Source organism: Morganella sp. GD04133 (genome assembly GCF_029835375.1).
Classification (GTDB): domain Bacteria; phylum Pseudomonadota; class Gammaproteobacteria; order Enterobacterales; family Enterobacteriaceae; genus Morganella; species Morganella morganii_B.
The window spans coordinates 1-14102 of sequence record NZ_JAODZS010000015.1; the positions used below are offsets into that span (position 1 = coordinate 1).

Below are 14102 nucleotides of genomic sequence, written 5' to 3' on the forward strand. Positions count from 1 at the left end.
TTCAGTGGTATAAGTTTATTGAATAAGACGTATTACAATAAAGTATTAACTATGATTACTTAAAAAGGATTATTCACTTTCGCATAATCAAAAGGTGAAATAGTTTGTTCTCGGTTAGCATCCAGAAAATCAGCCCACCATTGCAGCATCAGTCTGCGTTCCTCGAGAAACTCCGCCTTGTGAATATAAGCTGCACGTACACCATTACGCTCCTGGTGGCTCATCTGACGCTCTACCGCATCTCTTGACCATAATCCTGATTCGATCAATGAACTACAGGCCATAGCTCTGAAGCCGTGACCACAAACATCAACTTTCGTATCGTATCCCATAAGTCGTAATGCATTATTTACCGTGTTTTCACTCATCGGCTTCCAGGGATTGTGATCACCCGTGAAGATCAATTCATGCTCACCGCTGATAGTGTGAATCACCCGGAGAATATCCAGCGCCTGAGTTGAAAGCGGTACCAGGTGCTCTGTACGCATTTTTGAGCCACGATGAGAGAATTTTACACCTTTAATTGGTTTTCGTTCAGAGGGGATAGTCCACATGGCTTTTTCAAAATCTATCTCGGGCCAGCGGGCAAAGCGAAATTCACTGGAGCGGATAAATATCAGCAAAGAAAGCTGTGTTGCCAGTCTGGTCATGATTTGTCCCCGGTAAGTATCAAGACGTTCCAGTAACTCAGATATCCGACTCAGTGGCAATGCAGGTCTGTGCTGTCGTTTAACTGTGGCCAGCGCCCCCGCCATATCGGTAGCGGGATTATAATCAATGATCCCGGACTGTGCGGCATATCGCATGATAGCGGAAATTCGCTGTTGAAGACGGGCTGCTACTTCATAAATCTCTTTTGCTTCAGCAGCTTTAACCGGAATAAGTAAATCAGGTGTTTTCAGTGATGTAATATCCCGTGAACCAATATAAGGGAAAACATGCGTCTGAAGGCTTTTCCAGGTTTTTTCCCTGTGGGATTCTGACCAGGTTTTGTTGCTTTTATGCCAAAGTCCGGCAATGGCTTCAAAGCTTTGTGAAGCGTCTGGTAACGCTTTCTTTATCCGTTTCTGTTCGCAAGGGTCGATACCCTCAGCAATCTGCTTACGTGCGCTGTCTCTTTTATCACGTGCGTCAGAAAGGGACAATTCAGGATAAATTCCCAGAGCCAATGTTTTTTCTTTTCCCTGAAAGCGGTAGCGGAGTCTCCAGTAACGTGAGCCATTGGGATGAACAAGCAAAAACATGTTGCCGGAATCAGCAAGTTTATAGGGTTTTTCTTTCGGTTTTGCAGCCCGAATCTTAGCGTCAGTAAGTGCCATAAAAGGGGTCTCCGGAAGGCGAGAGGGTACAAATTCCTGTCGAATCAGGGTATACCCTCATTTGTACCCACGCAAGTGACTTGATGCGGGTAGAATTTGGTTGAGTTGGGTTGAATGAAGAACTACGGAGAAGTAGATATCTGGCGGGCTTTATAAACGAAAACGGACCTCCGTAGAGGTCCGTTGACATGAATTTGGTGCCCGGACTCGGAATCGAACCAAGGACACGGGGATTTTCAATCCCCTGCTCTACCGACTGAGCTATCCGGGCAACGGGGCGCATTAAACCGTATTCCGTGGTTTGCGTCAATGCCTTTCTGTCAAAAAACCATAAAAAAAGTGTGAGTGTGCTCTTTTTATGCAGAATGCGGACGCAATTTATGCAGGTGATGAATAAATCAGCTGAGCGCACCATTTTTACGGCAGCGGGCGATAGTCAGCACATCTTCCGCCAGCCGGCGGGCCGTATCAATATCACCGGTGCTGCGGGAAATCAGCAGCTTGCTCAGGCATCCTTCCAGAATCAGTTCCAGCTGACGGGCCACCATATCACAGTCATCAATATCCAGCTCTCTGAGCAGCTCTGTAGTGAATGCAAAGGCACTTTGTTTCTGCTGGCGGGATAACTGATGGATCGGGTGATCCGTATCAGGAAATGCGCTGCTGGCCGCAATAAACAGGCATCCCGGAAAACGGTTTTCCCTGACACGTTCCGCCAGTGCCGTGTAACGGGCAAGCAGTTTGTCTTCACAGGACAGAGACTCATCCAGCAGAACGCGGCGCTGCCAGATATCAATCTGATTACCGTGGTAACGCAGGCAGTCGTAGAGCAGGTCATTACGGGTCGGCCAGAAAATCCGCAGGCGTTCGGGATCAATGTCCAGGTTATCGTTGAGGGTGGCTTCAGACATCAGAAGGCCGCGGTTTTCCAGCAGACTCAGTGCCTGATTGAGGACGTCTTCACGTTGCACAGCAGGTTCTCCCTGATAGAGGCATATAATCCAGAATAACGTGAGTACCGGGGAAAGGCGAGAGACGCAGAAAAATAAAATCCGCCCGGGAGGGCGGATTGAGATTGCAGGGAATTACAGAACAATACTGCCGATCAGGAAGCCGAAGCAGACCGACAGGGCAACACCAATGGTGCCCGGGATAAAGAACGGGTGGTTGAAGACCAGTTTGCCGATACGGGTGGTCCCGGTGTCATCCATCTGAACCGCCGCGACCAGTGTCGGGTAGGTCGGCAGGATAAACAGGCCGGAAACCGCTGAGAAAGAGGCAATGGCAGTCAGTGGTGTGACACCCAGCGCCAGCGCCATCGGCATCAGTGCTTTGGCGGTGGCGGCCTGTGAATAGAGCAGGGCAGAACAGAAGAAGAAAATAACCGCCAGCAGCCACGGATGCTGCGTGATTAAATCACCGGCAGTCAGTTTGATCCAGTCCAGGTTCGCCTGAACGAAGGTATCGCCCAGCCACGCCACACCCAGGATACAGATACAGGCGCTCATCCCGGCTTTAAAGGTACTGGAGTTCAGGATGATATCTGTCTCTACCTTACAAATCAGGGTGATAAGTGTCGCGACACTGAGCATGATAATCAGGATGGCGTTAGTGGTTGTCATAATCGGTTCAGACAGCAGACCGACACTCTTACTGTTGACAACCGCAAAGACCACAACAGACAGGACACCGAGCAGGAACAGGAGAACAGACAGCTTGGCAGCCGGTTTGATGGCGGCTTTTTCACTGCGGTTCAGTTCCACCACACCTTCGGCAAGGCGTTTCTTAAAGACCGGGTCATCAGCAAGTTTGTCATCAAACAGCCAGGAGACAATAAAGGACATCAGGATGATCGCAACAAAGGTGGATGGCAGCAGGATCATCAGCAAATGCAGATAACTGACGCCCATCGGCTCCATGACCGATGACATATACACCACCGCCGCTGAAATCGGTGATGCGGTGATCCCAATCTGTGCCGCCACAACAGCAGTGGAAAGCGGACGGGAAGGTTTAATCCCCTGTTCTTTGGCAACTTCGGTGATCACCGGCAGGGTCGCCAGTGAAATATTACCGGTGCCGGCAAACAGTGTCAGAAAATAGGTAACGATCGGGGCGAGGATGGTGATATAGCGCGGATTGCGGCGCAGCAGTTTTTCAGTCTGCTGAACCAGATAATCCAGCCCGCCCGCGACCTGCATGGCAGAGATTGCAGCGATTACAGCCATTATAATGGAGATCACGTCGAACGGGATACTGCCCGGTTTCACGCCGATGGCGGCGAGGGCGAGAACCCCCAGTCCGCCGGCAAAACCGATACCTATCCCTCCGAGGCGAGCCCCGAGATAAATGGCCAGCAGTACGATAATAAATTCGATGGCTAGCATAAGTGCTCCTGTAAAATCCCGTAGAAAAATGTTAAATTTTTGTAGTAGGGTAATAAAAAAGCACGTTACCTTGCGATGACGTGCTTTTGTGTTCTATGTATTTCTTATTATTATATTAATCATCAAAACGCTTTGCTTTATAGGCTGGGTTTTTTAAGTTATCAATCGAGAAAATATCGTCCAGCTCAGCTTCTGTCAGCAGGCCGCGCTCCAGAACCACTTCGCGTACGCTCTTGCCGGTTTCCGCGCAAATCTTACCGACGATATCCCCGTTATGGTGACCGATGAACGGGTTCAGGTAGGTCACGATACCGATAGAATTGAATACATACGCTTCACAAATTTCTTTGTTGGCCGTAATACCGGAAACGCATTTTTCACCCAGATTGCGGCAGGCGTTGCTCAGCAGAGAGATAGATTCAAACATGGCCTGACCGATAGCCGGTTCCATCACGTTCAGCTGTAACTGACCCGCTTCGGCCGCCATAGTGACGCACACATCGTTACCAATGACTTTGAAACAGGCCTGGTTTACCACTTCCGGAATCACCGGGTTCACTTTAGCCGGCATGATAGAAGAACCCGCCTGCATTTCCGGCAGATTGATCTCTTTGAGACCCGCACGCGGACCGGAAGAGAGCAGACGCAGGTCATTACAGATTTTGGAGAGTTTCATCGCCAGGCGTTTCAGCGCGCTGTGCAGCATCACGTAAGCACCGCAGTCAGAGGTGGCTTCAATCAGGTCTTCTGCCGGTACACACGGCAGACCGGTGACTTCCGCCAGTTTCTCCACCGCCAGTTTCTGATAACCCGGTGCGGTGTTCAGCCCGGTACCAATCGCGGTGGCACCAAGGTTAACTTCCAGCACCAGCTGAGCGGTGTGATGCAGGTTTTTGATTTCTTCTTTCATCAGGACAGCAAAGGCATGGAATTCCTGGCCTAATGTCATCGGAACGGCATCCTGTAACTGGGTGCGGCCCATTTTCAGAATGTCTTTGAATTCATCGGATTTGGCATCAAAGGTGCCTTTCAGATACTCAACAGATTTAATCAGCTGGCTGATTGAATTGTAGACGGCGATACGGAAGCCGGTCGGGTAAGCGTCGTTGGTGGACTGCGCTTTGTTCAGGTGGTCGTTCGGGTTAAGGAACTCATATTCCCCTTTTTTGTGGCCCATCAGTTCCAGACCGATATTTGCCAGCACTTCGTTTGTATTCATGTTCAGTGAGGTACCGGCACCGCCCTGGAAAACATCCACAGGGAACTGATCCATACATTTACCGTGGATCAGGACTTCATCGCAGGCTTTGATAATGGTATCCGCAATGGCACGCGGAATAGTGTGGAGTTCTTTATTCGCCATGGCAGCGGCTTTTTTCACCATCACCATGCCACGGATAAATTCCGGGACATCATTGATTGTACGGTCGCTGATATAGAAATTTTCGATAGCCCGCAGTGTATGGACACCATAGTACACATCGTCCGGCACTTCGCGTTTACCCAGCAGGTCTTCTTCGATACGAAAATTATTTGACATGAGAACCTTCTTTGATTGAATGGTTGCCTTACTTAATAGTAAGAACAGCAATTATATTATTTTGTCCGATATTAATAGTGAGTATCACTTAGTTTATTGCATTCGCAGTGATGATATGCTGAATTTGCGTTGAATCCTTTTAGCCAGATCACTTATTAACTGAAATGTTTGCACTATTATCACTCTTATGTGCGATAAATCACAAATATCATGTGCGATTCCGGCACATGCGGCGCTTGAAAACATCGAAAATGACCCCATCATTATGAACATCTATGACTAAAAATCGAATTTACAGCGCGTCTCTTAGAAGTAGTTCACAAAGGCTGACAAAGGGGCGGTTTTTTACATCACAGTGCACCACATAAGGAAGACGTTATGCGTTGGTTACCCCTTATCCTCATTTGTCTGCTGATTTATATTGAGGCGGTCATATTTGTTCATGTGGCATCCGCCATCGGTGTGTTTATGACACTGGTGCTGGTGGTGCTGACATCCTGTCTCGGCGTGTCTCTGGTGCGCAACCAGGGAATGCGTAATCTGAGTCTGATTCAGCAGAAAATTCAGGCGGGTGAAAGCCCGGCGGCAGAAATGATCAAAAGCGTTTCTCTGGTGCTGGCCGGGATCCTGCTGGTTCTGCCGGGCTTTTTCACCGATTTCTTAGGGCTGTTGCTGCTGCTGCCGCCGGTACAAAAACTGCTGGTATCCCGTGTGCTGCCGTTTATCCGTGTGTATCAGCCGCGGACGAACCCGTTCGCCGGTAACGCGGCAAACCAGGGGAATGTCTATGAAGGGGAGTTTGAGCGCCGGGGGGACACACCATCACAGCGGCTCAACCAGTCACCGGCATCGCACAACGATGATAACCCGCAGGATAAACCCTGATATCTGAACAGTTTGGACAGAGACCGTGAAATTTCGTATTTTTTTCGTCTCTGCCCCCTTGAACTTGTCCGGCACTGACCCCATCTGCTCAAACATGGCAATGGTATTAGTATCCGGCCTGAACCTTTAATCCACGTTATTTGATACGGATTTTTTTACAGGAGATCTATCAATGAAAATTCGTCCTTTGCACGACCGTGTTATTGTTAAGCGTAAAGAAGTTGAAGCGAAATCAGCGGGCGGGATCGTCCTGACCGGTACAGCGGCAGGTAAATCGACCCGTGGTGAAGTGCTGGCAGTAGGTAACGGTCGCATCCTGGAAAACGGCGAAATGAAACCACTCGACGTTAAAGTCGGTGATATCGTGATTTTCAATGATGGTTACGGCGTAAAAGCTGAAAAAATTGATAATGAAGAAGTGCTGATTATGTCTGAAAGCGACATCCTGGCGATTGTCGAAGCATAATTACACCGTACTGGTTGTACTCAGATCTTCTTAAACCATAAAAGCATTCGAAGGAATAGAAATAATGGCAGCTAAAGACGTAAAATTCGGTAACGACGCCCGTGTTAAAATGCTCCGTGGTGTCAATGTTCTGGCAGACGCAGTAAAAGTCACTTTAGGTCCGAAAGGCCGTAACGTTGTGTTAGACAAATCTTTCGGCGCACCGGTTATCACGAAAGATGGTGTGTCTGTTGCGCGTGAAATCGAGCTGGACGACAAGTTCGAAAACATGGGCGCACAGATGGTGAAAGAAGTTGCCTCCAAAGCGAACGACGCGGCGGGCGACGGTACCACCACTGCAACCGTACTGGCTCAGTCTATCATCACTGAAGGCCTGAAAGCCGTTGCTGCGGGCATGAACCCGATGGATCTGAAACGCGGTATCGATAAAGCCGTTGTTGCAGCCGTTGAAGAACTGAAAAAACTGTCTGCACCATGCTCTGATACCACTGCAATCGCGCAGGTAGGTACTATCTCTGCAAACTCCGATGAAACCGTCGGTAAACTGATTGCAGAAGCAATGGATAAAGTCGGCAAAGAAGGCGTTATCACTGTTGAAGAAGGCACCGGCCTGGAAGATGAACTGGATGTTGTTGAAGGTATGCAGTTCGACCGCGGTTACCTCTCCCCGTATTTCATCAACAAACCGGAAACCGGTTCTGTTGAATTAGAAAACCCGTACATCCTGCTGGTCGACAAAAAAATCTCCAACATCCGTGAACTGCTGCCGGTTCTGGAAGGCGTTGCCAAAGCAAGCAAACCGCTGATGATCATCGCAGAAGATGTTGAAGGTGAAGCGCTGGCAACACTGGTGGTTAACACCATGCGCGGTATCGTGAAAGTGGCTGCAGTGAAAGCACCGGGCTTCGGCGACCGTCGTAAAGCGATGCTGCAGGATATCGCAACCCTGACCAACGGTACTGTTATCTCTGAAGAGATCGGTATGGAGCTGGAAAAAGCGACTCTGGAAGACCTGGGTCAGGCAAAACGTATCGTTATCAACAAAGATACCACCACTATCATTGATGGTGTGGGTGACGAAGAGACTATCGCAGCACGCGTTGGTCAGATCCGTCAGCAGATCGAAGATTCAACCTCAGATTACGACCGTGAAAAACTGCAGGAGCGCGTAGCGAAACTGGCAGGCGGTGTTGCTGTCATCAAAGTCGGTGCGGCAACTGAAGTTGAAATGAAAGAAAAACGTGCCCGTGTTGACGATGCTCTGCATGCAACCCGCGCAGCGGTTGAAGAAGGTGTGGTTGCCGGTGGCGGTACTGCATTAGTCCGCGTTGCGGCTGCCCTGACTGCGCTGACCGGTGATAACGAAGATCAGAACGTGGGTATCCGTGTTGCGCTGCGCGCAATGGAAGCACCTATGCGTCAGATCGTTGAAAACGCCGGTGAAGAACCATCTGTTGTTGTTAACACCGTGAAAGGCGGTAAGGGTAACTACGGTTACAACGCAGCAACCGAAGAATACGGCGACATGATCGCAATGGGTATCCTGGATCCGACTAAAGTCACCCGTTCTGCTCTGCAGTTCGCCGGTTCTATCGCGGGTCTGATGATCACCACTGAAGCGATGATCACTGAACTGCCTAAAGACGACAAAATGGATTTAGGTGCAGCCGGTGGTATGGGCGGCATGGGCGGTATGGGCGGCATGATGTAATCATGTAGTCTGACTGCAATTGTTTGCTGAAAAAGCCTGTAACCTTAAGTGGTTACAGGCTTTTTTGTGTGTCCGGTTTGTCTTTCATAATATCCCACTGTTTATCATCATTATGAGGTACTATTGAAGGATATCGCTGCTGAAATGGGGGAGTGCGGATATGCTGGATTTTCTGAAGAATTACGATAACTTAACCGTCAGTGAGAAGAAAGTATTAAAATATCTTACCGAAAATATTGCCGATATCCCCTGGCTGAATATTAATGAATTAGTCGCCAAAACGTTTGTTTCCAAAACGGTGATTATCAATTTATCGCAGAAATTAGGTTTCAGCGGGTTTAAAGAACTTAAATTTCAGATTAACAATCATATCCTCTCACAAAATAAAGCAGAGAAAAAAGCACCGGCATCCTATAAAAAACAGCTCGAGAATAATATTCATAAGACCTTCACACTGATTAATGAAGAGCAGATCCGCGATTGTGCAAAAACATTGCGCGGTTCACGGAATATCTTTCTGGTGGCGCGGGGAACCAGTAAGGCGGTCGGTTACTATCTGGAGCATTTATTATTTTCGCTGGGGCTGCACTGCTTTTTTATTAATGATTATAACCTTTCTGACTCCTTCACCCGCCTTGTCAGCAAAGATGACACTGTGATTTTTATCTCTCTCTCCGGCGGAACCAAAAAGATTATTGAAACCGCAAAAATCGTCCAGCTGAAAGATGCCCATATCATCAGTATGACCGCCTTCCACACCAATGAACTGACCACTTACGCAAATAACACTCTCTTTTGCTTCTCTGACAGTTATGACACCAAACGGGATGACTCAAAGTCCAGAACAGGATTTTTTATCCTGGTGGATTTATTAATTAATGAGCTGGAAAGTTTGCTGTAAATAAATGCGCTCATTATTTAGCTTAAGTTGAATTGAATGCTTTTCGTTCAATAATTCCTGCTGTTTTTAAAATAATTGTTTGTTCGAAAAATCATTAACAGAACGTCTTAAAAATCATTATCGCTATGATTTTAAAGTCATTATCACCTGGAAATGACCCGGGTCATAATATAAGACCTGAGATAATATTTAAAACCGTACCATCATTTCATTTCAAAAACGCAGTGCTAGTATTCCGGGTAATATCAATATTCTTCGTCGCAGGGAAAATAATATGGCTAAAAGAAAATTCGGGGAGTCGATCCAGCGCTTTGGCCGGACACTGCTCCTGCCTATCGGGGTTCTGGCTCCGATAGGTATGATTCTGGGGATCAGCGGTGCATTAGTGCAGACCTACATGATCGCCCGGTTCCCTTTCCTCGGAAATGAAACGGTTAACGCACTGCTTGTCAGCATCCGCTCTATTGCGGGGGTTATTTTTGACAACATTCCGCTGCTCTTTGCCATGGGGGTTGCCTACGGGATGAGCCAGCGTGATAAGGGGATCGCGGTCTTTGCCTCTGTGGTGGGGTATTTGTCGCTGATTATCACCATGAATATCTGGCTGGTACTCACCGGTAAACTGGCGGATCCGGCCATTATGGGGCAGGTGGGGCAAATTAAGGTTCTGGGGATCCAGACCTTAAATATCAGTGCCGCCGGAGGGATCATCACCGGTCTGATTGCCGCGTGGGCAACGGACAAGTTCTATAACCTTGAACTGCCGACAGCCTTTGCGTTTTTCTCCGGTAAAAAATCTGTTTCCATCATTATGGTCGGCCTGATGATCATGGTCGGCGCGACATTACCGTTTATCTGGGAAGTGCTGGTTCAGGGGCTGATGAAACTCTCTGCTGTCTTCCTCAGCCCTGTCGGGCCGTTCTTTACGGCGGGTGGTGAGCGTCTGTTTATTCCGTTCGGTCTGCACCACGTCTGGAACGTGTTGTTCAGATTTACCGAAGCCGGCGGTACCTATGTAATCGACGGGCAAACCTATGTTGGTGTTGTTCCGGCATTGACTGAAGTGTTATTCAAACAGGGCCCGGGAACGGAATACTGGGCGATGATGCCAAGCCTGACGCGCTTTATGGCGCAGCAGCAAATGCTGGTGACGCTGTTCCTGTTCCCGGCAATAGCATTAGCTATCTATAAAACATCGAAGAAAGAGAACCGTGCGGAAGTGAAATCCATGCTGGTGACGATGGTACTGACTGCCATGCTCGGTAACGTCACGGAACCGCTCGAATTTACCTTCGTGTTTATCGCACCGCTGCTGTATTTAATTTATGCCATCATCGTGGGGATTGGTGCGGTATTGCTGTCATTTGCTGGTGTCGCGATTGGTTATATCCGCGGAACCATCTTCGATTTCACGATTTTCGGTCTGCTGTACGAGCGCACAAACTGGATATTCCTGGTGCTTATCGGTACCGGTCTGGCGGTGGTGACGTTCTTTATCTTCCGCTGGGCGATCCTCCGGTTCGATATTAAAACGCCGGGCCGTGAAGAATCCAGCAATCTGAAAAACACGTTAATTAAAGAAAAACGTTATGGTGAAATTGCGGAAATTCTTATCGAGGCTTTAGGCGGAAAACAAAATATCCGCAACGTCGATAACTGTATTACCCGTATGCGTATCGATATCGAAGAAGTGAATAAGATTGATAAAGAATTAATGTCGGAATCAGGATGTACTGCATTCTTCTTTCCATCGGCAAACCACGTCCATGTTGTTTACGGACCGAAGGTTGAATTTGTCCGCAACGCTGTTGATGAAGCAATGAAGAAATAAAAGGATATATGATGAGAGCTTTATATGATTCTAAAAGTAAAACCATCGATGACCGCGGCATAAAAGCGCTGCTGTCAGATGAGGCCAAATACACTACCTGGCTGATGTTTGAATCAGTGTTAGCTCAGGCACAGGCAGAACTGGGGTTTATTCCCCGGTCTGCTGCCGATGAAATTAAAGAAAAGGCGGTTATTGAGAATATCGATTTTGAAGAAATGAGCCGTATCTATCAGAAAATCGGTCATGGCTTCGTACCGTTTTTAAAAGTATTAGTGAATGCCTGCTCGGAAGAGAGTGGTAAATATATCCATTACGGTATTACCACCCAGAATATTCAGCAGAGTTCGCAGCTGTATATGATGAAAACAGTGCATAATAAATTTATGCTGCTGTTAAGCGAGATCCTCGAAAATTTATCGCGTCTTGCCGAAAAAACCAAACACATGGTGATGCCGGGCAGGACACACGGGCGTCATGCTATTCCTATCACTTACGGCTACAAAGTGGCGGTGTGGATCAGCGATTTTATTGATTGCAGCCAGCGCATGAAAGAGTGTGAAAAGCGGGTATTCACTATCATGATGGGCGGTGCGGTCGGGGCATTTAACACCATGCCGGGTATCGGTCTGGAAGTCCAGAAGCGGGTTGCTGAACTGACCGGCATGCATGCGATGGAAGTGCCGTCCCGCAACCTGAGTACGCATAAACTGGAGTATATGGCGAACCTGGCGCTGATGGCGAATATCTGCCACAAAATCGGTGAGGAAGTTTACAGCACCACGCTGGAAGAGATCGCGGAAGTTTCCGAGGGCTTTACCAAAGGCACGGTGGGCAGCAGCACCATGCCGCACAAAATTAACCCGAAACTGGCCAAAGGGATTATCGCGAATTCCCAGAAACTGTACTCACTGCCGGGTGTCGGCATGTACTCCGCCGTCAGACCGTATGAGGGCGACAGCAGCTCTTATATGTTATTCGACGGACTGATCGAAGAAGCACTCGAACTGACCACCGAAGTGCTGCTGAGAACAGAAGAGCTCACCAGAACCATCGTACCTCATGAAGAAAGAATGCTGCACAACGTCATGAGAAACAAAGGGCTGGATAACACTGAGTACGTGATGATGAAAATGGCGGAAAAGCTGGGTAAAGATAAAGCTCACTCATTACTGTATGAGGAAGCGATCAAAACCGCCGCGGATGGTGAGGATTTCTACACAAACCTGACGAAAAACGACACCATTACCGCCGCCTTCAGCAATGAAGAAATCAAAGCAATGTTAGATCCGCGCGCGTATATTGGTCTGTCTGTCGAAATCGCCGAAAAAGAAGCAAAACGCGGTTCAGATGCTGCTCAGAAAATTAAAAAAGACTATCAGTAAATTACCGGGCTGACACAGGGAAAACCAAACCGGCACTCTGAGGAAACTCAGGTGCCGGTTTTTTTATGCATAATTTGCGGCTGATTGCGATCAGCGGGTGGTTTTCAGCGATTAGTTTTTGAAGTCGCTGCCACAAAGTGGTTAAATTAGCTGTATAAATTTTTTCCAACCGTGAATGAGGAAAACTATGCGGATTAAAATGTTACCCGGTGCGCTGGCACTGTTATTACTGGCAGGCTGTACGACCACGAACGAACTGAGCTCCGCCGGATCACAGGTCCGCTTTTCCGAAGAGCAGCCACCGGCAGAATGTCAGAAATTAGGTGAAGTTACCGGTGTACAGAGCAACTGGATGACCGGTGTCGGTAACGAAAGCAGCTCTATGCGCGGTGCGGCAAATGACCTGCGTAACAAAGCCGCCGCAATGGGCGGTAATGTGATTTATGGTCTCGGCAGCCCGGCTGAGTCAGCCATTGTGTCCAGCCTGATCCCGGTGGATAGCAAGCTTACTGGTCAGGTTTTTAAGTGCCCATAATTTCGCGTCATCCTTCCGTCCATAGCGGTGTTGGCTGCGCTCAGCGGCCCGGGTCACATACTGATGTATGCTCCCCGTGCCTCTTAGCTTGCCGCCTTGCTCTGAACGAAATGATTTAGCGAAATCCTGAGATTCTGATAAAAAACCGCCGTTAAAATTAACTGGTGGTTTTTTTATTCAGATGCAGAAAGCACAGGTAACAGGTAAAAAAGAACAGAAAGCATGCGGGCCATGGATGTGTTCACAGCGACTTTCTGCTTTTACCGGTTATCAGCATGGCACCGTAATCACGGTTTGTTGTATCTGTATTTACGAAAACGCACGGAAACTCAGCCAATCTTCACTGCCGCAGTGGCAATAAATGTCGGCAGATAATTATCGATAACAAAACGCGGGTTCGGTTGCCAGTCTTCATAAAAATCTGTCAGATGAAAACCGGCTTTCAGTTGTCCGCCGATTAAATCGGTCAGGGAATGACCAAACACAAAAGCCTCCTGCCGTGCCTGCTTTTCTGCCACCTGCTCTGGTGTTAAGGCTGCCAGTTCAGAGAACGGCATTTTATATGCCGGTCTGATAATGCCTTCTTCGCGGTATTTCACATCACGATCGCCGACAAAGACCACTGAATTAAAGAAACTGGCCAGCAGTGTGCCGCCGGTTTTCAGTACGCGGTGGCATTCACGCCATACCGGATTCACATCCGGGATATACAGATTGGAAATCGGATGGAACACGCAGTCAAAAGTACCATCCGCAAATGCGCTGAGATCCCGCATGTCGCCCTGTACCGCCTGCAGTGTCAGCCCGTCGCGCTGAGCAACCTGACGATCATGTTCAAGCTGTTTATCTGATAAATCAAACACCGTTACATCAGCACCGGCGGCAGCCAGTACCGGGGCCTGCTGACCACCGGCAGAGGCCAGACAGAGAATGCGTTTGCCTTTCACATCCCCCAGCCAGGTTTTCGGCAGCGGCAGCGGGGTGAGATGCACATCCCATTTCCCTTGTCTGGCAGCTGCAATCAGCTCCGCGCTGACCGGTGTTGACCACGCCTGCTGCTGTTCCGCCTGTTTATCCCACGCGGCCTGGTTTGAGGTTAAAAAGTCCGTCATAATCTGTACTCCATAATACACAATGAGCGTAAT

Annotated in this window: 12 protein-coding genes and 1 tRNA gene; 7 read left to right on the forward strand and 6 right to left on the reverse strand. The window is 48.4% G+C overall.

The genetic code is table 11. The annotated features are described in order from the left end of the window. Window positions 1-59: 59 nt before the first annotated feature. The 5 genes from N7387_RS08890 to aspA all read right to left on the reverse strand — a co-directional run bounded on the left by N7387_RS08890 (window position 60) and on the right by aspA (window position 5246). Window positions 60-1319 carry an integrase arm-type DNA-binding domain-containing protein gene (locus N7387_RS08890; RefSeq protein WP_279798259.1) on the reverse strand — a complete coding sequence of 420 codons (1260 nt, stop codon included), beginning with the start codon at window positions 1317-1319 and terminating at the stop codon, window positions 60-62. Between the two features lie 195 nt (window positions 1320-1514). Beyond that, window positions 1515-1590 (reverse strand) — tRNA-Phe (locus N7387_RS08895). Between the two features lie 127 nt (window positions 1591-1717). After that, entirely contained in the window at window positions 1718-2290 is a 573-nt protein-coding gene (locus N7387_RS08900) for a transcriptional regulator (protein ID WP_262881771.1), read from the reverse strand. A gap of 114 nt (window positions 2291-2404) precedes the next feature. Continuing rightward, the gene (locus tag N7387_RS08905; RefSeq protein WP_262860669.1) at window positions 2405-3706 is read right to left on the reverse strand and encodes an anaerobic C4-dicarboxylate transporter; all 1302 of its coding nucleotides are present in this window, start codon (window positions 3704-3706) and stop codon (window positions 2405-2407) included. Between the two features lie 115 nt (window positions 3707-3821). Then, window positions 3822-5246, reverse strand: a complete 1425-nt coding sequence (aspA, locus tag N7387_RS08910; RefSeq protein ID WP_262860670.1) for an aspartate ammonia-lyase — start codon at window positions 5244-5246, stop codon at window positions 3822-3824. A 378-nt stretch (window positions 5247-5624) separates the two neighbouring features. On the opposite strand from aspA, the gene N7387_RS08915 reads away from it, so the two are divergent. From N7387_RS08915 to N7387_RS08945, 7 genes are all read left to right on the forward strand, one after another. Further along, the gene (locus N7387_RS08915; RefSeq protein ID WP_025154712.1) at window positions 5625-6131 is read left to right on the forward strand and encodes an FxsA family protein; all 507 of its coding nucleotides are present in this window, start codon (window positions 5625-5627) and stop codon (window positions 6129-6131) included. Window positions 6132-6303: 172 nt separating this feature from the next. After that, window positions 6304-6597, forward strand: a complete 294-nt coding sequence (locus N7387_RS08920; RefSeq protein ID WP_004240601.1) for a co-chaperone GroES — start codon at window positions 6304-6306, stop codon at window positions 6595-6597. 64 nt (window positions 6598-6661) lie between these two features. After that, window positions 6662-8308 (forward strand): chaperonin GroEL, encoded by a 1647-nt coding sequence (gene groL / locus N7387_RS08925; protein WP_004234968.1) that lies wholly within the window; start codon window positions 6662-6664, stop codon window positions 8306-8308. Between the two features lie 160 nt (window positions 8309-8468). After that, window positions 8469-9209 carry a MurR/RpiR family transcriptional regulator gene (locus tag N7387_RS08930; protein ID WP_279798276.1) on the forward strand — a complete coding sequence of 247 codons (741 nt, stop codon included), beginning with the start codon at window positions 8469-8471 and terminating at the stop codon, window positions 9207-9209. Window positions 9210-9483: 274 nt separating this feature from the next. Then, window positions 9484-11040, forward strand: a complete 1557-nt coding sequence (locus N7387_RS08935; protein ID WP_262860673.1) for a PTS transporter subunit EIIC — start codon at window positions 9484-9486, stop codon at window positions 11038-11040. Window positions 11041-11051: 11 nt separating this feature from the next. Continuing rightward, on the forward strand, window positions 11052-12422 hold the full coding sequence (locus tag N7387_RS08940) for an adenylosuccinate lyase family protein (protein WP_262860687.1): 1371 nt from the start codon (window positions 11052-11054) through the stop codon (window positions 12420-12422). Between the two features lie 187 nt (window positions 12423-12609). Then, entirely contained in the window at window positions 12610-12957 is a 348-nt protein-coding gene (locus N7387_RS08945) for a DUF4156 domain-containing protein (protein WP_004234982.1), read from the forward strand. A gap of 329 nt (window positions 12958-13286) precedes the next feature. Here the strand turns inward: N7387_RS08945 and N7387_RS08950 are convergent, their stop codons facing one another. Further along, entirely contained in the window at window positions 13287-14069 is a 783-nt protein-coding gene (locus N7387_RS08950) for a class I SAM-dependent methyltransferase (RefSeq protein WP_279798280.1), read from the reverse strand. Window positions 14070-14102 lie beyond the last annotated feature (33 nt).

Excerpts from the sequence above, each read along its gene's own strand:
- N7387_RS08890 (WP_279798259.1), bottom strand. The coding sequence starts at position 1,319 with ATGGCACTTACTGACGCTAAGATTCGGGCTGCAAAACCGAAAGAAAAA.
- N7387_RS08905 (WP_262860669.1), bottom strand. The coding sequence starts at position 3,706 with ATGCTAGCCATCGAATTTATTATCGTACTGCTGGCCATTTATCTCGGG.
- aspA (WP_262860670.1), bottom strand. The coding sequence starts at position 5,246 with ATGTCAAATAATTTTCGTATCGAAGAAGACCTGCTGGGTAAACGCGAA.
- N7387_RS08915 (WP_025154712.1), top strand. The coding sequence starts at position 5,625 with ATGCGTTGGTTACCCCTTATCCTCATTTGTCTGCTGATTTATATTGAG.
- N7387_RS08920 (WP_004240601.1), top strand. The coding sequence starts at position 6,304 with ATGAAAATTCGTCCTTTGCACGACCGTGTTATTGTTAAGCGTAAAGAA.
- groL (WP_004234968.1), top strand. The coding sequence starts at position 6,662 with ATGGCAGCTAAAGACGTAAAATTCGGTAACGACGCCCGTGTTAAAATG.
- N7387_RS08930 (WP_279798276.1), top strand. The coding sequence starts at position 8,469 with ATGCTGGATTTTCTGAAGAATTACGATAACTTAACCGTCAGTGAGAAG.
- N7387_RS08935 (WP_262860673.1), top strand. The coding sequence starts at position 9,484 with ATGGCTAAAAGAAAATTCGGGGAGTCGATCCAGCGCTTTGGCCGGACA.
- N7387_RS08940 (WP_262860687.1), top strand. The coding sequence starts at position 11,052 with ATGAGAGCTTTATATGATTCTAAAAGTAAAACCATCGATGACCGCGGC.
- N7387_RS08945 (WP_004234982.1), top strand. The coding sequence starts at position 12,610 with ATGCGGATTAAAATGTTACCCGGTGCGCTGGCACTGTTATTACTGGCA.
- N7387_RS08950 (WP_279798280.1), bottom strand. The coding sequence starts at position 14,069 with ATGACGGACTTTTTAACCTCAAACCAGGCCGCGTGGGATAAACAGGCG.